The organism is Azospirillum aestuarii (assembly GCF_016632405.1).
Classification (GTDB): Bacteria; Pseudomonadota; Alphaproteobacteria; order Azospirillales; family Azospirillaceae; genus Azospirillum; species Azospirillum aestuarii.
Genome location: NZ_JAEPIV010000014.1, coordinates 47,643 through 66,064, shown reverse-complemented (window position 1 = coordinate 66,064; position 18,422 = coordinate 47,643). Strand labels below are relative to the sequence as shown.

Here is an 18,422-nt window from a genome sequence, read left to right as displayed (position 1 = left end):
CCCGGACGTCTTTTCGTATCCAAGGGCCGCGCGATCCGGGAAGGCCCGGCCCGCGCGGCCCTTTTCATTTGGACGACGGGTTTACTGGATGGCGGCGGTCAGCAGGGAGGCGAGGGCGAAGCCGCTGACGATCACGAGGCGGGCGATGATGTGGGTTTTCATGGCAAGGCTCCAATTGGCTTCGGCGGGGGCGGGCAGGCCCCGTTTTTGTGCTGAGCCAATGTTCGCACCGCACGGTTTAAAGACAAGCCGCGCAATTCGCATGCCTTCCATAGCGATATTGCAGCGCAACACAGCGCTGTTATAGGGCGATGCTTCGATGATCCAAGTATTCGCAGCGCTCTTCACAGCGCTGCCATTGATTCTCTTGCAGCGCTGTGATTCCAGCGTTCACGCGGATTCGGCGATCGGCTCCGCCGGAGCGGACTCGCTGTCGAACAGGTCGGGGAAGCGCCGGGCCAGCTCGGGCAGGGAGTTCAGGATCTCGCGCAGATGCAGGCGCATGGCCGCCTCGGCGGCGTCGGGACAGCGGGCGCGGATGCCCTCGACGATCTGCTCGTGCTGGGAAATCAGCCGGTCCAGCGGGGTCGCCTGCGGCAGGCTGAGGTAGCGCACCCGGTCCATCTGGGCCTTGGTCTCCTCCACCACGCGCCAGGCGTATTCGCAGTCCACCCCGAGCGCGATGGTGCGGTGGAAGGCTTCGTCCAACTCCAGAAAGGACGCCGGGTTGGTGCTCTTGGCGGCTTCCCGCTGCGCCTTCAGGTTGGCCTCCAGCTCCGCGACGGTGCGGGCTGGCAAACCCTCGCCGGCCTTGCGGGCCACGGCCCGCTCCACCGCCTCGCGGACGAAGCGGGCGTCCATCACCTGCTTGGCCGAGATTTTCACCACGAAGGTGCCGCGCTGTGGGCGGATGACCACCAGCCCGGACTCGCTCAACTTGATGAAGGCCTCGCGCACCGGCTGGCGGCTGACCCCAAGCTGGCCCGCCACCTCCTGTTCGGACAGCGGCTGGCCGGGCTGGAACTGCATCGTCACGATGGCGTGGCGCAACTCCCGAAAAACGCGGCGCGCCACGGGCTCCGCCGAATCCGGCTCGATCCTCCTCAACATGCTCCTCCCATCCTTTCTTCTTTCCGTCCGCCCCGCCGGTGCCCGCCCGGACGATCCTGGGCGGCGGATTCATCCTGCGTCGTACGCAAGCCCATGGACAACACCATTCTTGTATACTACCATACCAGTCGCGTACCGAACAATCGCCTCCGTGCAAGAGGCGTTGTCCTCAAAGGGAGGAAACATGAGCATCATCACCCGCACCTGGCGCGTGGCCGCCCTCGGCTTTGCGCTGGCCACCGTCGCCGGCGGCGCGCTGGCCGCCGACTACACGCTCAGCGTCAACACGGCGCTGGCCCAGCAGGACCCGCTCTATAAGGGGCTGGAAGAGTTCAAGAAGAGCGTCGAGGCGCGGTCCGGCGGCAAGATGGCCGTCCGCCTGTTTCCCGGCTCGCAGCTCGGCAAGGATGAGGACGTGCTGGAGCAGGCCCGCGCCGGGGCCGGAGTCGCGGTGGTCGTGGACGGCGGGCGTCTCGCCGTCTTCGTGAAGGAGTTCGGCGTTCTGGGCGGCCCGTACCTCGCCCAGGGCTACGACGGCATCCGCAAGGTCGTCACCTCGCCGATGTTCGACCAGTGGTCGGACAAGCTGCGCAAGGCGTCGGGTCATCAGGTCCTGTCCTTCAACTGGTGGCAGGGCGAACGGCACCTGCTGACCAACAAGCCGGTGAAGGGGCCGGAAGACCTCGCCGGCATCCGCATGCGCACGCCGGGCGCTCCGGTGTGGATGGAGACGATCCGCGCCATGGGCGCCACCCCGACCCCGATGGGCTGGTCGGAGGTCTACACCGGCCTTCAGCAGAAGGTGATCGACGGCGTCGAGGCGCAGCACCCGGCCAGCTTCGGTTCCCGTCTGTACGAGGTGACCAACCACGTCACCAAGACCGGCCACATCAACCTGATCACCGGCATCGTCACCAGCGCCGCCTGGTTCGACAAGCTGCCGCCGGAGCAGCAGACGATCCTGAAGGAAGAGGCGCTGAAGGCCGGCGACAGCGCGTCGCGCGCCACCCAGGCGTCGCTCGCCGATTTCGAGAAGCAGATGAAGGACAAGGGCATGACGATCGAGGAGATCGACGTGACCCCGTTCCGCAAGGCCACCGCGCCGGTCTACGAGAAGCTGGGCTACGCCGAACTCCACAAGGAAGTGGAAAAGCTGCTGCAGAACTGAGGCGGGGATCGGTTCGCGCTGAGCTTGCCCCCTCCCTGACCCTCCCCGCTGTCGCAGGGGAGGGGACAAATTCTCCCTCCCCTGCGACAGCGGGGGAGGGCCGGGGTGGGGGCAGTCCCTTCCAAGATCAACGCTGCCTGCCGTCACCTTCCGCCATCAAGGGACCGCCATCATGTCGTCCTTGTTTCACAAGGGGGAAGCCTTCCTGGCGATGCTTCTCCTCGCTGCCATCGTGCTGCTCGTCTTCGCCGCCGGCGTCATGCGCTGGTTCGGCCATCCCCTGGTCTGGTCGGTGGACGTGGCGCAGCTTCTGTTCGTCTGGGTCGCCTTCCTCGGCGCCGACATGGCGCTGCGCAAGCGCGCCCACATCGGCATCGACTATCTGGTGAAGCGCCTGCCGGACTCCAGCCGGGCCCTGCTGGATGTCGTTCTGGGCGTGCTGGTCCTCGCCTTCCTCCTCACCATGACGGTGATGGGCTACCGCCTGACCATGCTGAATCTGGAGCGCCAGTTCGGCGACAGCGGCATCAGCTACGCCTTCGTGACATCGGCGGTGCCGGTGGGCTGCCTGCTGCTGGCGATCACGCTGACCGGGCAGATCCTGGACACCCTGCGCGGGCTGCGCAGCCACCCCAAACCGGTCTTCGCGCCGGCTCCCAAGGCCGGCGACATCGAGGAGGTCGTGCCGTGACCCTGCTTGCCGTCACCTTCTTCGCGCTGATGGCCTTCGGGCTTCCGATCGCCTTCGCCATCGGCATCGCCGGCTTCTCCTTCTTCGCCACGAACGACATCATTCCGATGTCCATCGGGGTGCAGCAGGTCGCCTCGGCCTCGCAGAGCTTCCCGCTGCTGGCCGTGCCCTTCTTCGTGCTCGCCGGGCACATGATGAACCGGACGGGCATCACCAGCCGCCTGATCAACTGCTCCAATGTGCTGGTCTCCTGGATGTCCGGCGGGCTGGCGCAGGTCTGCATCGTGCTGTCCACGCTGATGGGCGGCGTCTCCGGTTCGGCGGTGGCCGACGCCGCGATGGAGGCCCGCATCCTCGGCCCCAGCCTGATCGCCCGCGGCTATTCGAAGGGCTTCACCTCGGCGGTCATCGCGGTCGGCTCGCTGATCACCGCGACCATCCCGCCCAGCCTGGGGCTGATCCTCTACGGTTTCGTCGGCAACGTGTCGATCGGCCGGCTGTTCCTGGCCGGCGTCATTCCGGGTCTGCTGATGATGGCCGGGCTGATGCTGACCGTCTGGCTGATCGCCAAGCGGCGCGGCTATCGTCCGGAGATGGCGGAGCGTCCGACCCTGCGTGCCGTAGGCCGGGCGATGGCCGACGCGAAATGGGCGCTGCTGTTCCCGGTGGCTCTGCTGTTCGCCATCCGCGGCGGCCTGTTCACCCCGTCGGAGGTCGGCGCCTTCGCCGTCGTCTACGCCGCGGTGGTCGGCTTCCTGCTGCACCGGGAGCTGACCTGGGCCGCGGTGGCCGAGGCGCTTCAGGAAGCGGTGGTGGACACCGGCCTGATCATGCTCATCATCCTGTTCTCGGGCATGGTCGGTTACGCCATTATCTTCGAGCAGGCGCCCCAGACCATCGCCGAGGCGATGACCCAACTCACCACCAACCCGCTGCTGGTGGTCGCGCTGATCCTGATCTTCCTGTTCATCGCCGGCCTGTTCGTCGAAAGCACGGTGCTGGTCCTGTTGCTGACGCCGATCTTCCTGCCCATCGTGACGCCGCTGGGCGTCGATCCGGTGCATTTCGGCATCCTGATGATGACCATCGTAACGCTGGGCTCGATGACGCCGCCGGTGGGTGTGGCGATGTACACGGTGTGCAGCCTGCTCGACTGCCCGGTGGAAGAATACATCGTCGAGTCGTTGCCCTTCGTCGGCACCGTCATCGCTTTGGTCGCCGTGTTGGCGCTGTGGCCGGGGCTGGTGCTGTTCCTGCCGAACATGCTGATGTGAGGGCAGGAGGCTTGCCAAGGGACGGGGTGCTGATATATTAATATACGGCGCTCCGATCTCTCGGCGGACCCACGGCCGGTCCGGGCACACCAAGCCCCGTCCATGGAGCGTCCTTGTCATTGTGGAAACGGGGTAGGGCCGCGTGTGAAGGGCAAACGCCAAGGGGCGGTCCGGGCAGGGCCGCCCCTTGGCGCTTCCAGACGCTCTATTTGCCCCTCACCATGCCCCAGAGCGGCTCGATCACCTTGTGCACCAGGGGGATCAGCAGGGCGCCCAGCAGCAGCCCGAACACCCCGGCCCCCGCCGCCCCGACCAGCCATTCCACCGCGGCCTTCGCCGCCGGCACGGCCTCTCCCGCCGCCACGGCGACACCGTGGATCGCGTGCCCGACCGCGGTCAGGCCAAAGCCTTCCAACCCATGGATGACGATGCCGCCGCCCACCCACAGCATGGCGGCGGTGCCGACCAGCGCCAGCAGTTTCAGGAAGACCGGCATTCCCTTGACCAGACCGCGCCCGATCGCCTGCGTCACCGGGGCGAGCGCCCGGTCGGCGCCGCCCGGCGCACTGGAGGAGGGGCTGCGCAGCCCCAGGAGGCTGGCCGCCGGGCGCCCGTTCTGCGCCAGCGACAGACCCGCGTCGTCCGCCTTCACGATCAGCGCCACCGCGCCATAGACCAGCGCCGTGATGCCCACCCCGACGATGGCAAGGACGGCGGCCTGCATCCAGAAGGATGAGGTTTCGGCGGCGACCGTGGACAGGACGATGGCCATGATCTCCGCCGATAGGATCAGGTCGGTCTTGATGGCGCTGTTGACCTTCTCCCGCTCGAACTGCGCGGCGTTCTGCTCCGCAGCGTCCAATCCCTCGGCAGCATGATGCGCCGCGTGTGGGCGCAGCGCCTCCCACACCTTCTCCGCTCCCTCGTAGCAGAGGAAGCCGCCGCCCAGCATCAGCAGCGGCGTGATCGCCCAGGGCGCCACGAGGCTGAGCGCCAGCGCCAGGGGCAGCAGAAACACCAGCTTGTTCTTCAGCGAACCCAGCGCGATCTTGCCGATGATCGGCAGTTCGCGGTCGGCGGTGAAGCCGACCATGTAGCGCGGCGTCACCGCGGCGTCGTCCACCACCACTCCGGCGGCCTTGGCCCCCGCCCGCGCCGCCTGTCCGGCGGCATCGTCCAGCGAGGCGGCGGCAACTTTCGCCAACCCGGCCACATCGTCCAGCAACGCGATCAGTCCCGTGCTCAAAGCCTTGGCTCCCCTCCGTACCGGCGTCCATGGAGCAGACAACGCGGCCGGGAGCAAGCCGGATCTTCGGAAGGGCGGTCAGCCCCGGTCGCCGTCAGCCATCAGCCGTCGGCCAGTTCGTCGGCGGTGAGCATGTGGACATCCGGGTCCGGCGTGTCATGGCCGTCGTCCAGGTAGAGCACGCGGTCCACCAGCACGAGGACGCGCACGCCGTCCACCGGGACGACGCTCAGTCGCCGGTTGATGACGGCGTTGCGGCAGGCCACGGCCCGGTCGTTGTAGGTGACGGACAGGACGTCGTTCGTTCCATCCAGCATGGGCAGGGCGTAGCGCTCCATCATCTCGGCGGTCTGACCGTCGATGCGCGGCAGCAGGGAGGAGCCGACGATGTCGAAGCGGTGCCGCTCGATCCATCGGGCCAGCGGCGGTGACACGGCCTGGGCGATCAGCCCAGGTGTGTAGAGGGTGCATTTCTCGCCCATGCTCCGCACCATCGCCTTCAGGCCGAGGAAGGTGGGGTGGTGCCGGAAATGGCCGGTCAGCACATCGCGCAACAACGCCTGCTCCCGCGGGTCGGGCAGGGTGGCGCCGGATTCCCAGCGGGCGACGGTTTCCTCGGTGGTGGCCAGCATGACGGCGAACTGCGCGGCGGTCAGGCCGTGCAGCCTTCGTAACGCGCGCACGATCTGCGGCCACTCATGCACCGGCACAGACGGCTCTCCAGATTATCTCCAGGGGTAATGATGGGAGAATACGCGATTCTCCGACAAACACATACGCAATCATGTGGGTGAAGTCATACCGGAGTATCCAAAATTTTGGTTCGGCAGACCGACTGTTTTGATCCTAAACGCTTGAGGAAGCTGTAATTTTTCGGTCTTGCTGCTCTGCGGGCATAGCGCTTCTGGTATTGGGTATGCCACGGCACAATAACCCCATCAGCAAAGAGGAGACACATCATGGCTTACGCTTCCGCCCATCACAGCCACCACGACGGCCTTCTGTCGACCATTGCCAAGGGTGTTACGGAGTTCGCCAGCGCTTGGATCTCGGCCACCCCGCTGTACATCGTATACCAGGCTGTGTCGTCCGGCACCTTCGCCCCGGCGGCCGGCACCTCGACGCTCGACCTGCCGACGCTGATGCGCGAATGACCGGCGCCAGGGCCTTCCGGCCCCTCGACGCGGCGGCCCGCCCATCCGGGCCGGAAAAAAGGACCGACTCCTCCGGAGCGGTCCTTTTTCGTTTCGCCCGTCGTTTTACCCGACGACCGTGAACGTCGCCGGCGGCAAGCCTCTGCGCTGTCGGTCCAGCATCGTCAGCAGCGCCTGATCCAGCGAGCGCGTGTAGGCGTTCATGTCGAACAGCGGCCCGCCGTCGCGCTCGGCGCGCAGCCTCTTCCGAACGGCTTCCAGAGCGGCGCGGTTGTTCGCCCAATGAAGAGCGGTGTCTTCATAACCCGCCAGAGACTCCCTCACGAAGTCCGGCAGGCCCGCGGTGTGGAGCAGGCTGGCGGCGATGCGCGATTGCAACGTGTGGCCCAGGCACGTCACCACCGGGAGCCCGGCCCACAGCGCATCGCTCGCCGTCGTGTGGGCACCGTAGTGCAAGGTGTCCAGCATCAGGTCGGCGTTCTGGAGACGGGACAAATGATCCTCCAGGGTCGGCGCCCAGGGCGCGAAGACGACGCGATCCGTTGCAACCCCCGCTGATCGGGCCGCTTGGAGCAGGTTCTGCTCAGTCTCCGCGGTCGTCCGGGCAAACCACAGCACCGCGTCGGGTATTTTGTGCAGCAGGGCCATCCAGACGGCCCAGATCTCGGGCGTGATCTTGTAGGCGTTGTTGAAGCAGGCGAGCACGAAGCCATCCGCCGGGAGACCGCAGGCCGACCGTGGCGGCGGCGGTGGAACCTCGTACCGGCGGTCCCGCGGCAGGAAGCAGCGCGGCATCCGCGCGACCGCCTCGGTGAAGCCATCCTCCAGTTCCGGCGGCAGGGCGATGGGATCGGCGACGATGTAGTCGATCCAGGGCGCGCCCATGGTGCCCGGATAGCCCAGGAACTGGACCTGCACCGGTGCCGGCCGGGCGGCGAGGATGTGCGGCCGCGGGTGGCCGGTGTAGCCCTTGAGGTCGATCAGGATGTCGACGCCGTCCCGCCGGATCGTTTCGGCGGCGGCCTCCGCGGTCAGGGAGCCGATGTCGATGAAGCGGTCGACGCCTTCGCGGATGCGGCGGCGCTCGACGCCGTCTTCGTCCGGGCCGTAGCTGTAGGCGAGCACGCGGAAACGCGACCGGTCGTGCAGCGCCAGCACCTCGGCCAGCAGCTGCGCGACCGGATGCTGGCGGAAGTCGTTCGACAGATAGGCGATGGTCGCGACGTCCGCCTTGCCGGGCTTCGTCTTCAGCCGCACCGGCTTCGACCGGATCGTCCGCGCGTGCGCCTGCGCCGCGGCCAGGAGCGACCGGGCGGACACGCGGTGGGACAGCATCATGGAGGCCTGGACCGGCACACCCTGCGACGCGATGGCCTCCAGCATGGCCGCGTCGTCGTCGAAGGAGGACCAGTCGCAGGATCGCTGCTTCGTCTGGATCAGCCCGACCGCCGCGGTCGGATTCTGCGGCGCGATCCTCAAAGCGCGGCGGTAGGCTTCCGCGGCGGTGGCCAGCTTGTCCTGCCCTTTGAGGGCGGTCCCCAAGTTGAACCACACCGCGGGCGCGCTCGGCGCCACCGCCGCCGCCTGACGGGCCAGACGCTCCGCCTCCGCGAGGCGTCCCAACTGGAACAGCGCCGCCGAGAGGCTGAGCAGCGTGTCCGGACTTGCCGGGTGCAGCGACCGCGCCTGTTCGAGCGTCCCGGCGGCGCGGTCGTGGGCTCCCATCCTGAACAGCGTGTTGCCGATGTTGAGCAGGATTCCGGGGTGATGTGGATCGTAGTGGCGCGCCCGCTCGAACGCGATCAAGGCGTCGTCGTAGCGCTGGCTTCCGAAGGCGGCGTTGCCGACCGCCGCCTGGAGGTCCCGTCCGAACCCCGCGATCTGCGGGGTCAAGGCGGCGCCCCTGGTCGCCTGTTCGAACAACGCGACGGCGCGTCCCAGTTCGCCTTTTTGGGCCAAAGCGAGAGCGTCCGACAGTTTGCGCATGTCCGGCGCGGAAGGGCCGCCGGAATGCCTGTTCTTGTTCATGGTCAATGCAACCCGAATAGCGTCGTTTCGCACAACAGACCAAGCCGCGCCGCGATTGCCGCGGCCCGGTCCGCAAGAGCCGCACCGTCAGCGCGGAACGCTCCATTAGGTTATGCTAACGCGACGCCGCCCCGGGGAGGAGAGCGTTGTCGTCGGGCCTGCCTTTACACGCAGGCCGTGCCGGGACCTTCAGGCGTCCCCGGCGATCTCCGCCAGAAGCTGGACCTGGAAGGACAGCAGGAAGGCGGCGCGTTCCTGCGCCCGCGCCCGGCCCGCCGGGGTCTGCATGGTGTTGGGAAGCAGCAGCAGCTTCGCCTTGAAATGGTCCAGCGCGTATTGCAGGTCGTCCAGCGGGCGGCCCTCGGCCATCGGGTCTTCGCCGTGGAACAGCGCCCGCTTCATCAGGCCGGAGGTGGCGAAGCAGCGGGCGATGCCGATGGCCCCCAGGCTTTCCAGCCGGTCGGCGTCCTGGACCAGCTTCGCCTCCACGGTCAGCGGCGGGATGCCGGCGGAGTAGCTGTGCGCCTCGATGGCGTGGCGGGTGGCGGGGATCAGCGCGTCCGGGAAGCCCATGCCGCGCAGGACCTCCTCCGCCCGGTCCGCCGACAGGCGGGAGGCGCGGCTGCGGTCCGGATGGTCCTTGGGCACGTTCACGATGTCGTGGAGCAGGGCCGCGGCCAGCACGACGAGCATGTCGGCCAGCGTCTCGGACGACGGCCCGCCGTCCCGTTCGGCCTCCGCCGCGGCCAGGGCCTTGGCGGTGCGCCAGACGCGAAGAAGATGGTCGACATCGTGTGCCGGGTCCTCGGCCACGTTGGCACGCAGCCATGTGGTGATGGAGCTTTCCCAAACATCGACATCGCTGAGCACAACATCTTTCGGCATGAGCGCTCGTCCTCTATCGTGCTTTTTACATAATATGGGGATGGGCAGGGCTGTTGTCCCGAAATCATTTGTGGGCGGGTGTCCCTCACCCCGAATCGGGACTCCCAAATCAGGCCCCCCTCATCCGGAATGGTTGCGTCGCGCCGAATGCCCGATGACCGCGGGCCGTCCCGCCGTTAAGGTGACGCCCGCCCGGAACGGGCCGACCGACAGGCAGAGGGGGGACATGCAGCCGATCATTCAGGTGCGTGGGCTGGAAAAGACCTACGCCACCGGCTTCCAGGCGCTGAAAGGGATCGATCTCGACATCCGCCGCGGCGAGATCTTCGCCCTGCTGGGACCGAACGGGGCCGGCAAGACGACGCTCATCAGCACCGTCTGCGGCATCGTCAACGCCACCGCGGGCACCGTGACGGTCGACGGGCACGACATCGTGCGCGACTGGCGCGCCGCGCGCTCGCTGATCGGCCTCGTCCCGCAGGAGCTGACGACCGAGGCGTTCGAGAGCGTCTGGGCCACCGTCAGCTTCAGCCGCGGGCTGTTCGGCAAGCCGCCCGATCCCGCCCACATCGAGAAGGTGCTGAAGGACCTGTCCCTCTGGAACAAGAAGGACAGCAAGGTCATGGCGCTGTCCGGCGGCATGAAGCGCCGCGTGATGATCGCCAAGGCCCTGTCGCATGAGCCGCGCATCCTCTTCCTCGACGAGCCGACCGCCGGGGTGGACGTGGAGCTTCGCCGGGGCATGTGGGAGATGATCGGGCACCTGCGCGACAGCGGCGTGACCATCATCCTGACCACCCACTACATCGAGGAGGCAGAGGAGATGGCCGACAGCATCGGCGTCATCTCCAACGGCCGCATCGTCCTGGTCGAGGACAAGGCCGCGCTGATGCGCAAGCTCGGCAAGCGGCTTCTGACCCTGCAACTCCAGAACCCGCTGGAGTCCATCCCGGCGGAGCTGGCCGGCTACCCCCTGACCCTGTCCGGCGACGGGCGGGAGTTGGTTTACAGCTTCGACACGCAGGACGACCAGACGGGCATCGCCCGGCTTCTCCGCAAGCTGGGCGACCACGGCATCGATTTCACGAACCTGCACACCGAGGAAAGCTCCCTCGAGGAGATCTTCGTCAGCCTTGTGAAGGAGCGGGCATGACCTCCCCCATCAACCTTCATGCGGTCAAGGCCATCTACCTGTTCGAGCTGGCCCGCACCTGGCGCACCCTGTTCCAGAGCATCGCGGCGCCGGTCATCTCGACCTCGCTCTACTTCATCGTCTTCGGGGCGGCCATCGGCGGGCGCTTCACGGCGGTGGACGGGGTGAGCTACGGCGCCTTCCTGGTGCCCGGCCTCGTCATGATGTCGGTGCTGACGGAAAGCGTGTCCAACGCTTCCTTCGGCATCTACATGCCGCGCTATTCCGGGACGATCTACGAGGTGCTGTCGGCTCCGATCTCGGCCTTCGAGACGGTGCTCGGCTATGTCGGGGCGGCAGCGACCAAGTCGATCGTCCTCGGCGTGCTGATTCTGCTGACCGCCCGGCTGTTCGTCGATTACTCGATCCAGCACCCGTTCTGGATGGTCGCCTTCCTGGTGCTGACCTCGGTCACATTCAGCCTGTTCGGCTTCATCCTGGGCGTCTGGGCGGACGGCTGGGAGAAGCTGCAGATCGTGCCGATCCTGGTCATCACGCCGCTGGCCTTCCTCGGCGGCAGCTTCTACTCGATCAGCATGCTGCCGCCGCTGTGGCAGAAGATCACCCTGTTCAACCCGGTCGTCTATCTGGTCAGCGGCTTCCGCTGGAGCTTCTACGGACAGGCCGACGTGCCGGTGGGGATCAGCCTCGCCATGACCGCGCTGTTCCTGGCGCTCTGCCTGACGGCGGTCTGGTGGATCTTCCGCACCGGCTACAAGCTGAAGAACTGACCGGTCCGGAGGGCGGGGCTCACGCCCCGCCCTCCATTTTTTTACCTTCATCCAGCATCCCGTGGGCGCGGTGCCACTCCTCCAGCGATTCCGGCGGGTAGTCGTCGCTTTGTTCGTCCCCCGGTCCGGCCTGGACCGGGACCCAGTCGGCCTTCGACCCCAGCATCATGTGGACGTGGGCCGGTGCCTCCGGCAGGGGGCTGTCGATGGCGCTGGCGAAGGGGTGGACCAGCTCCGGCCAGCGCGGGTCGCTCACCCACAGGGCGGAGCCGCAGCGCGCGCAGAAGCGCCGCTCGCCGGGGCTTTCCCGGCCGTCGATGCGGGCGTGGAAGACGGAGATGTGCTCCGCCCCCGTCACCTCCAGCGTGTCGGCATTGGCCCCCAGATTGATGGCGTAGCCGCCCCCGCCCGCCGTCTTGCGGCAGATCGAGCAGTAGCAGCGCAGGTAGGGAACCGGCGCGTAGGCGTCCACCGAGAAACGCACCGCGCCGCAGTGGCAGGACCCGTCGAGCTTCATCCGTCCTCTCCTCCGATGCTCGGGCGCCCGTCTGCGGCGCCGCACCCGTCCAACCCTCCCGGTCCGGGAAAGTTTCCGGGGGACGCGGCCCTCAGACGTCGACCACCGGGGCCATGGCCTCGGCCATCGCCAGCAGGGCGGCGTCCTGGAAACGCGGCGCCACCAGCTGCACCCCCACCGGAAGCCCGCGCGGCCCGTGGCCGCAGGGCATGGCGAGGCAGGGGACGTGCAGCACCGTCCAGATCGAGTTGAAGATGTGGTCGCCCGTGGTGTGAAGCCCCTCCGGCGCCTCGCCCGGCGCGGGCGGGGTCAGGATCACGTCGATGGACTCGAACAGGGCGGTGAAGCGCGGCCGGCAGCTGTCGGCGACGTCGTAGGCCTCGGCCAGGGTGCGCGGGGTGATGCCGCGGTTGTGCTCGCAATGGTCGGCCAGTTCGGGATGCAGCCGGTGGCGGTCGCTGATGTATAGGTCGAGGAAGGAGGCCCGCCCCTCGCCGCGGCGGATCACGTCCTGCACCTCGGCCAGGGTCGAGAATTCGTCCGGCAGCTCGAAGGGCACGACCACCGCGCCGGCCTCCTCAAGCCGCCGGGCGGCGAGCAGCAGCGCCGCCTCGCCCGCCGGCTCGATGTGCGACCAGACGGGGGAGCGGCAGAGCCCGACGCGCAGGCCCGCCAGGGTGACCGGCGGAGTCGCACCCATGCCGTCCAGCTGAAACGCCTCGGCCATCAGCGCGAGGTCGGCGACCGAACGCCCGTACCAGCCGAGTGTGTCGAGGGACACCGCGTAGTGCTTCATCCCCTCGCGGCTGACCACGCCCCAGGTCGGCTTGAAGCCGTAAATGCCGTTGAAGGCGGCGGGCCGGATGTGCGAGCCGCCGGTCTGGGTGCCGAAGGCCAGCGGCACATGCCGGTCGCCGACCGCCGCCCCCGACCCGGAGGAGGAGCCGCCCGGCGTGTGGGCGGGGTTGACCGGGTTGCGCGTCGCCGCCTTGCGCCCGCCGGAGGCGAACTCCACCGTGTCGGTCTTGCCCAGCAGGATTCCCCCGGCGCTGCGCGCGATGGACACGCAGGCGGCATCGCGGGCGGGCCTGTGACCCTGGAAGATCGGCGAATTCTGGGTGGTCGGCAGGTCGGCGGTGTCGATCACGTCCTTCACGCCGAAGGGCAGGCCGTGCAGCGGGCCGGCGGCGGGGCGCTTGTCGGCCTCCCGCGCGGCGGCCAGCGCCAGGGCGGGATCGACGGTGATCCAGGCGCGCACCTCCGGATCGCGAGCCTTGATCCGCTCCAGGCAGGAGCGGACCAGCGCCTCGCTGGTCAGGCGGCCGTCGCGGATGGCGCGGGCGGCCTCGCTGGCCGTGAGTTCGAACGGTTCCATGGCGGGTCCTTTTCGGGAAATCAGGCGGGAGGCATCAGGCGGGCAGGGCGGGGCGCTGGCGGTGGTGGTCGGTCGCCGCCTGGAAGGCCGCCCCGGCGCGGAAGACCAGCGGCTCGTCGAACCAGCACCCGACGATCTGCATGCCCACCGGCATCCCGTCGCCGTCGAAGCCGCAGGGCACCGACATGGCGGGCAGGCCGAGCGCGCCGAAGCCGTAGGTGAAGCGGCTGACCGCCCGCGTCGCCTCGATCATGTCGGCGCTGTCGTAGATGCGCGGCGCCACGATGGGGGTGGTCGGGGTGAGGATCAGGTCCACCCGCTCGAACAGCTTGCGGAACCGCAGCTTCCAGGAGGCCAGCCAACGCCGCGATTCCGCGTATTGCACACCGGACACCGGCAGGCCGAGCTGCAGGCGGCGCAGCACCTCCGGCCCGATGGATTCGGGCGCCGTCTCCATCTTGTCGAGGTGGTATTGCGCCATGTCGGCGACGAGCAGCGAGAAGGCGGTGCGGGCCTGTGCCACCTCGGCATCCTCGATGGTGATGTCGACCAGAACGGCACCTTCCCTCTCCAGCACCGCCGCCGCCGCGCGCACCCGCTCCGCCACCGCGGGCTGGAGATTGTCGAAGAAGAAGTTGCGCGGCAGCCCGATGCGCACACCGGCGATCCCCGTCTTCAAGTCCGGCAGGAAATTGCCGAGTGGGACCTCCGCCGAATTGGGGTCTTCCGGGTCGTAGCCGGCGATGGCGGCGAAGGCGCGCGCCACATCGGCGACCGAGTAGGCCAGCGGGCCGACGGTGTCAAAATCGACGCTGCACGGAATCACGCCGACGTTGGACACCCGGCCGACGCTGGGCCGCAGCCCGACCACCCCGCAGAGAGCCGCCGGGATGCGGATGGAGCCGCCGGTGTCGGTGCCGATGGACACCCGGCACAGCCCGGCGGCGACCGACGCCGCCGACCCGCCGCTCGACCCGCCGGGCACGCGGCCGGTGTCCCAGGGATTCCGGCAGGGGCCGTGATGCTCGTTCTGGTTCGTCGAGCCCAGGCAGAATTCGGACAGGTTGTTGCGCCCGACCAGGATGGCGCCGGCGTTGCGCAGGCGGCGGATCAGCGGGGCGTCTTGTTGCCCCAGCCGGGCGAAGCGGGTGGAGGAGCCGTAGCTGGTCGTCTCCCCGGCCAGGTCGAAGCAGTCCTTGACGGTGACCGTCACCCCGTCGAGCAGGCCGGGCCAATCCCCTGCCGCCCGTGCCTCGTCCTGCGCCTGCGCCCGGCGGATCGCCCCGTCGGCGTCCACCGTCAGGAGGGCGTTGACGATCGGGTTCAGGCTCTCGATGCGGGCGAGGCGGGCACGGGTTTCCGCCTCGCTGGGGCCGGGCATGGAGGGACTGCCGCCGCCGGACCGGACCGGATGCGTTGTCGAAAGATCGGACATGCGTTGCTGCTTTCCGCTCGCGTGCCGGATGGCTTCGGACGAACTGCTCCGGCGACGGCCTGTTGAGGTCGCTTCGTTGCGCTTAGGGATGGAACCGCCGGGTCAGGCGGCGTCCGCCAGCGCCAGATGGGAGATGACCGCGTCCAGCGGCATCACGTCGGCGTATTTCTTGCCCATGTCGAACAGGTTGGCGCGGTGCGGCTCCTCCGCCCGGTCACCGACGCACTCCTCCACGATGATCGGGCGCAGCCCGTGGGCGGAGGCGTCGATCACGCTGGCCCGCACGCAGCCCGAGGTCGTGCAGCCGGTGACCAGCAGCGTGTCGACCGCGTTCGCCCGCAGCCAGGACGACAGGGCGGTGCCGAAGAAGGCCGAGGCGTGCTGCTTGCGCACGATGAACTCGTTGGGCAGCGGTGCGACCTCCGGAGCGAAGGCGACGTCGGGGGAATCGGCGGTCAGGGTCAGCAGCGACGGAATCTTCTCGCCGAACGGGCCGATACCGCCCGCAGCCTCCGGCGCGATGAAGCAGGCGTGGGCGATCGGCATGCCCAGCGGGCGGACATGTCCGAGCAACTTTCCCGTGGCGGTGATGGCGCTGTTGATGTTGAAGCCGCCGAAGGCGTCCTCGCGCGTGAAACCGATCTGGAAGTCGATGATGAGGAGGGCGCACTTGCGGCCGAAGCCGAGCGGCTTGCCGATGCCCTGGCGGTCGTAGATGGAAAGATCGCTCATTTCAGGAGGTTCCTTCTTCCGCTGCTGCGCCGCATCACGGGCGCCCAACCAGCATACAACGAGGTTTTTTTGCATTCAAAGTCCATAGTTTCACCATTTCAAACCCGCCTCTGCCCGCCTTTTGCGCAGATATGCATATTGCTATATTCACAAGCAATGCCGCGGAAAAACTCTTTAAATAGCTGATTCAAAAGAATTTATGGACAGCCTGCGACAGCTCGACGCAGGGTGGCATGATTCCTGCGAATTTGGTCGGACATAAGGGTCCAGCGCAGATTGTGTGCAAAAATAGACCGGACAAATCTCAGCGCTGCCCGTAAAATCTTTGACACAGAGGAGCAGGCTTATGGACGGGATCAATCGCAAGGAACGGGCCGGCCGGATCGAGCGGAGCGGTGTCAACCGCCGCCAGTTCGGCACCCTGCTGGCCGCCGGCGCCCTGGTTGCGGGCAGTGGGTGGCCTCTGCCGGCGTCGGCGGCTCCGCCGGTCCTGCGGGTGCGCATCGGCAGCGACATCGGCAACCTCGATCCCGCCCGCATCTTCCAGATCGAGAACCAGACGGTCGCCACCCAGATCTTCAACGGGCTGGTCAAGTATGACGAGGCGAGCAACGCCATCGTCCCCGACCTCGCCACAGGCTGGGAGGTTTCCGGCGACGGCACCGTCTACAGCTTCGCCTTGCGCAGCGGCGTCACCTGGCACAAGGGCTTCGGCCCCTTCACCTCCGACGATGTGAAGTTCTCGTTCGAGCGCGTGCTCGACCCGCAGACCGGCAGCAGCTACAGCGGCCAGCTCGCCTCCATCAAATCCATCGAGACGCCGTCCCCCGACCGCGTGGTCATCACGCTGAAGGAGCCGAATTCCGGCTTCCTGCACAAGGTGTCGGCCTTCAACCAGGGCTGGATCGTCAGCCGCAAGGCGCTGGGCGAGATCGGCGACAAGGCCTTCGCGCTGAACCCCATCGGCACCGGTCCCTTCGTGTTCCAAAACTGGGCGCCGGGCCGCGAGGTCAAGCTGTCCGCCAACAAGGACTATTTCGCGGGCGCTCCCAAGGTCGAGGAGGTGCAGTTCCGCGTCATCAAGGATGAGACGGCGGCGGCCATCGCCCTGGAGAATGGCGAGATCGACATCTTCTTCGGCCTGCAGCAGCCGGAGGTCATCCAGCGCCTGAAGGGCGGCGGGCTGGTCACCCTGCTCGACCGCGACGCCAACCACACGATCAACCTCGTCCTCAACACCTCGATCAAGCCGCTGGGCGACCTGCGGGTGCGGCAGGCGATCTACCACGCCATCAACCGCAAGGCGCTGATCGACGGCTTCTTCAAGGGCACCAAGTCGGAGGCCAGCGGCTTCCTCACCTCCTCCTTCCAGGAATTTTCCGACAAAGTCCCGCTGTTCCCCTACGACCCGGCGAAGGCCAAGGCGCTGCTCAAGGAGGCCGGGGTGGGAAGCTTCACGCTGGACCTCGTGGCGCCGGGCGCCAACCCCTACGACAAGATCGTCGTTCCGATCGCCAGCGACCTCGCCGCCGTGGGCATCGACGCCAAGATCAAGGTGCTGGAGCGTGGCGCCTACCTCCAGGCGCGCAACAAGGGCACGGTGCCGACCTGCATCACCGGCGTGGTCGGCGCGCCGGACCCGGACAGCCCGATCCTGTCGCTGTTCGCCAAGTCCTCCTTCCCGCCGGGCCTCAACACCGCCCATTACGAGGGCATCGAGGAGTTGATCGCCGCCGCCCGGCAGGCCCAGGGCGACGCCGCCCGCAAGGAGGTCTACGGGAAGATCCAGGCCAAGGTGATGGGCGACGTGCCGGTGATCCCGCTCTACGCTGACCACCTGTTCATCGCCCACACCAAGAAGGTCTCCGGCTTCGTCCAGAACTCCCTGTTCACGATGAGCGCCTATCCGGTCTCGCTGCTGGAGGCGTGACGATGGACCGGCTTCTTCGCCAACTCTCGCAGCTCGCGATCACGGTGTTCGGCATCGTGACCGTGACCTTCTTCCTGGTCCGGATGATCCCCGGCGACCCTGCCCAGTACATGCTGGGCGACTACGCGACCGAGGAGGCGCTGGCGACGCTGCGCGCCCAGCTCGGCCTCGACCAGCCGGTCTACGTGCAGTACGGGCTCTACGTGCTGCGCGCCGTCACTGGGGATTTCGGGTCGTCGGTGGTCACCGGCCGCCCGGCGCTGGAGGAGATCCTGTTCAGCCTTCCCGACTCCGCGATCCTCGCCTTCGCCGGCCTCGCGGTGGCGGTGGCGATCGGCATCCCGCTCGGCATCCTCACCGCGGAGCGGCAGGGATCGTGGAGCGACATGCTCATCATGATCGTCGCGCTGTTCGGCATCTCCTTCCCGGTCTTCTGGCTCGGCCTCGCCTCCGTCCTGCTGTTCTCGCAGGAGCTGAAATGGTTCCCGGCGCTGGGGGCCAGCTCGGGCGGCGGGTTCCTCACCCACCTGCACCATCTGGTGCTTCCGGCCGGCGTGCTGGGCATCTCGGTCGCGGCCTACATCACCCGCCTGACCCGCTCGGCGATGCTGGAGGTGCTGGGCCAGGACTGCATCCGGGTCGCCCGCGCGATGGGGGTGCCGGAACGCCGGGTGGTGTGGCGGCTGGCGCTGAAGAACGCGCTGGTGCCGATCCTCGCCATCGTCGGGGTGACCTTCGCCTGGTCGCTCGGCAGCGCCATCCTGATCGAGGTGGTGTTCAGCCGTCCCGGCATCGGCTCGATGATCCTGAAGGCGGTCTCGGCCCGCGACTACCAGCTCGTCCAGGCGGGCGTGCTGGTGCTGGCGGTCGCCGTCGTCCTCGTCAACAGCCTGCTCGACCTCGCCTACGGGCTGGTCGATCCGCGCCTGTCCACACGGTGATCCATGGCAGCCA

The 18,422-nt window shown here is 67.8% G+C and carries 18 protein-coding genes; 8 read left to right on the top strand and 10 right to left on the bottom strand.

The genetic code is table 11. From position 1 onward, the window contains the following. Positions 1-81 precede the first annotated feature (81 nt). Positions 82-348, bottom strand: a complete 267-nt coding sequence (locus tag JJL56_RS21360; RefSeq protein WP_200486190.1) for a hypothetical protein — start codon at positions 346-348, stop codon at positions 82-84. Between the two features lie 42 nt (positions 349-390). Continuing rightward, positions 391-1,110: a GntR family transcriptional regulator gene (locus tag JJL56_RS21355; RefSeq protein WP_145624823.1), complete on the bottom strand. Its 720-nt coding sequence runs from the start codon at positions 1,108-1,110 to the stop codon at positions 391-393. 184 nt (positions 1,111-1,294) lie between these two features. Here JJL56_RS21355 and JJL56_RS21350 point away from each other — a divergent pair, with 184 nt between their 5' ends. From JJL56_RS21350 to JJL56_RS21340, 3 genes are all read left to right on the top strand, one after another. Further along, positions 1,295-2,278, top strand: coding sequence for a C4-dicarboxylate TRAP transporter substrate-binding protein (locus JJL56_RS21350; protein WP_145624824.1), 984 nt, complete (start codon positions 1,295-1,297; stop codon positions 2,276-2,278). A gap of 172 nt (positions 2,279-2,450) precedes the next feature. Beyond that, on the top strand, positions 2,451-2,969 hold the full coding sequence (locus JJL56_RS21345) for a TRAP transporter small permease (RefSeq protein ID WP_145624826.1): 519 nt from the start codon (positions 2,451-2,453) through the stop codon (positions 2,967-2,969). Then, positions 2,966-4,243, top strand: coding sequence for a TRAP transporter large permease (locus JJL56_RS21340; RefSeq protein ID WP_145624827.1), 1,278 nt, complete (start codon positions 2,966-2,968; stop codon positions 4,241-4,243). Before JJL56_RS21345 ends, JJL56_RS21340 begins: the two co-directional genes overlap by 4 nt. A gap of 205 nt (positions 4,244-4,448) precedes the next feature. Here JJL56_RS21340 and JJL56_RS21335 read toward each other — a convergent pair whose 3' ends face one another. Together JJL56_RS21335 and JJL56_RS21330 are read right to left on the bottom strand one after the other, a co-directional pair. Then, complete coding sequence (locus JJL56_RS21335) at positions 4,449-5,489, bottom strand: DUF808 domain-containing protein (protein WP_200486189.1); 1,041 nt, start codon at positions 5,487-5,489, stop codon at positions 4,449-4,451. A gap of 101 nt (positions 5,490-5,590) precedes the next feature. Next, entirely contained in the window at positions 5,591-6,199 is a 609-nt protein-coding gene (locus tag JJL56_RS21330) for a helix-turn-helix domain-containing protein (protein WP_145624829.1), read from the bottom strand. A gap of 249 nt (positions 6,200-6,448) precedes the next feature. On the opposite strand from JJL56_RS21330, the gene JJL56_RS21325 reads away from it, so the two are divergent. Then, positions 6,449-6,643 carry a hypothetical protein gene (locus JJL56_RS21325; RefSeq protein WP_145624830.1) on the top strand — a complete coding sequence of 65 codons (195 nt, stop codon included), beginning with the start codon at positions 6,449-6,451 and terminating at the stop codon, positions 6,641-6,643. A 105-nt stretch (positions 6,644-6,748) separates the two neighbouring features. Here JJL56_RS21325 and JJL56_RS21320 read toward each other — a convergent pair whose 3' ends face one another. Together JJL56_RS21320 and JJL56_RS21315 are read right to left on the bottom strand one after the other, a co-directional pair. After that, complete coding sequence (locus tag JJL56_RS21320) at positions 6,749-8,671, bottom strand: O-linked N-acetylglucosamine transferase, SPINDLY family protein (protein ID WP_200486188.1); 1,923 nt, start codon at positions 8,669-8,671, stop codon at positions 6,749-6,751. 189 nt (positions 8,672-8,860) lie between these two features. Further along, complete coding sequence (locus JJL56_RS21315) at positions 8,861-9,556, bottom strand: HD domain-containing protein (protein WP_145624833.1); 696 nt, start codon at positions 9,554-9,556, stop codon at positions 8,861-8,863. Positions 9,557-9,782: 226 nt separating this feature from the next. Between JJL56_RS21315 and JJL56_RS21310 the strand changes: the two genes are divergently transcribed. Beyond that, the gene (locus JJL56_RS21310; protein ID WP_145624834.1) at positions 9,783-10,709 is read left to right on the top strand and encodes an ABC transporter ATP-binding protein; all 927 of its coding nucleotides are present in this window, start codon (positions 9,783-9,785) and stop codon (positions 10,707-10,709) included. Continuing rightward, a complete protein-coding gene (locus tag JJL56_RS21305) occupies positions 10,706-11,479 on the top strand; it encodes an ABC transporter permease (RefSeq protein WP_200486187.1) in 774 nt (257 codons plus the stop codon). Before JJL56_RS21310 ends, JJL56_RS21305 begins: the two co-directional genes overlap by 4 nt. Positions 11,480-11,498: 19 nt before the next feature. Here the strand turns inward: JJL56_RS21305 and JJL56_RS21300 are convergent, their stop codons facing one another. The 4 genes from JJL56_RS21300 to JJL56_RS21285 form a co-directional block, all read right to left on the bottom strand. Continuing rightward, positions 11,499-11,996: a GFA family protein gene (locus JJL56_RS21300; RefSeq protein ID WP_145624835.1), complete on the bottom strand. Its 498-nt coding sequence runs from the start codon at positions 11,994-11,996 to the stop codon at positions 11,499-11,501. 91 nt (positions 11,997-12,087) lie between these two features. After that, a complete protein-coding gene (locus JJL56_RS21295) occupies positions 12,088-13,371 on the bottom strand; it encodes an amidase (RefSeq protein ID WP_200486186.1) in 1,284 nt (427 codons plus the stop codon). Positions 13,372-13,405: 34 nt separating this feature from the next. After that, a complete protein-coding gene (locus JJL56_RS21290) occupies positions 13,406-14,806 on the bottom strand; it encodes an amidase (RefSeq protein WP_247891174.1) in 1,401 nt (466 codons plus the stop codon). Positions 14,807-14,908: 102 nt separating this feature from the next. Further along, positions 14,909-15,538: an isochorismatase family protein gene (locus JJL56_RS21285; protein WP_200486185.1), complete on the bottom strand. Its 630-nt coding sequence runs from the start codon at positions 15,536-15,538 to the stop codon at positions 14,909-14,911. A 346-nt stretch (positions 15,539-15,884) separates the two neighbouring features. Here JJL56_RS21285 and JJL56_RS21280 point away from each other — a divergent pair, with 346 nt between their 5' ends. Both JJL56_RS21280 and JJL56_RS21275 read left to right on the top strand, forming a co-directional pair. After that, positions 15,885-17,468, top strand: coding sequence for an ABC transporter substrate-binding protein (locus tag JJL56_RS21280; RefSeq protein ID WP_200486184.1), 1,584 nt, complete (start codon positions 15,885-15,887; stop codon positions 17,466-17,468). Between the two features lie 2 nt (positions 17,469-17,470). Then, positions 17,471-18,409 carry an ABC transporter permease gene (locus JJL56_RS21275; protein ID WP_014242069.1) on the top strand — a complete coding sequence of 313 codons (939 nt, stop codon included), beginning with the start codon at positions 17,471-17,473 and terminating at the stop codon, positions 18,407-18,409. Positions 18,410-18,422: the final 13 nt, after the last annotated feature.

Excerpts from the sequence above, each read along its gene's own strand:
- JJL56_RS21305 (WP_200486187.1), top strand. The coding sequence starts at position 10,706 with ATGACCTCCCCCATCAACCTTCATGCGGTCAAGGCCATCTACCTGTTC.
- JJL56_RS21280 (WP_200486184.1), top strand. The coding sequence starts at position 15,885 with ATGGACGGGATCAATCGCAAGGAACGGGCCGGCCGGATCGAGCGGAGC.
- JJL56_RS21355 (WP_145624823.1), bottom strand. The coding sequence starts at position 1,110 with ATGTTGAGGAGGATCGAGCCGGATTCGGCGGAGCCCGTGGCGCGCCGC.
- JJL56_RS21320 (WP_200486188.1), bottom strand. The coding sequence starts at position 8,671 with ATGAACAAGAACAGGCATTCCGGCGGCCCTTCCGCGCCGGACATGCGC.
- JJL56_RS21290 (WP_247891174.1), bottom strand. The coding sequence starts at position 14,806 with ATGTCCGATCTTTCGACAACGCATCCGGTCCGGTCCGGCGGCGGCAGT.
- JJL56_RS21325 (WP_145624830.1), top strand. The coding sequence starts at position 6,449 with ATGGCTTACGCTTCCGCCCATCACAGCCACCACGACGGCCTTCTGTCG.
- JJL56_RS21310 (WP_145624834.1), top strand. The coding sequence starts at position 9,783 with ATGCAGCCGATCATTCAGGTGCGTGGGCTGGAAAAGACCTACGCCACC.
- JJL56_RS21295 (WP_200486186.1), bottom strand. The coding sequence starts at position 13,371 with ATGGAACCGTTCGAACTCACGGCCAGCGAGGCCGCCCGCGCCATCCGC.
- JJL56_RS21285 (WP_200486185.1), bottom strand. The coding sequence starts at position 15,538 with ATGAGCGATCTTTCCATCTACGACCGCCAGGGCATCGGCAAGCCGCTC.
- JJL56_RS21350 (WP_145624824.1), top strand. The coding sequence starts at position 1,295 with ATGAGCATCATCACCCGCACCTGGCGCGTGGCCGCCCTCGGCTTTGCG.
- JJL56_RS21345 (WP_145624826.1), top strand. The coding sequence starts at position 2,451 with ATGTCGTCCTTGTTTCACAAGGGGGAAGCCTTCCTGGCGATGCTTCTC.
- JJL56_RS21300 (WP_145624835.1), bottom strand. The coding sequence starts at position 11,996 with ATGAAGCTCGACGGGTCCTGCCACTGCGGCGCGGTGCGTTTCTCGGTG.
- JJL56_RS21275 (WP_014242069.1), top strand. The coding sequence starts at position 17,471 with ATGGACCGGCTTCTTCGCCAACTCTCGCAGCTCGCGATCACGGTGTTC.
- JJL56_RS21315 (WP_145624833.1), bottom strand. The coding sequence starts at position 9,556 with ATGCCGAAAGATGTTGTGCTCAGCGATGTCGATGTTTGGGAAAGCTCC.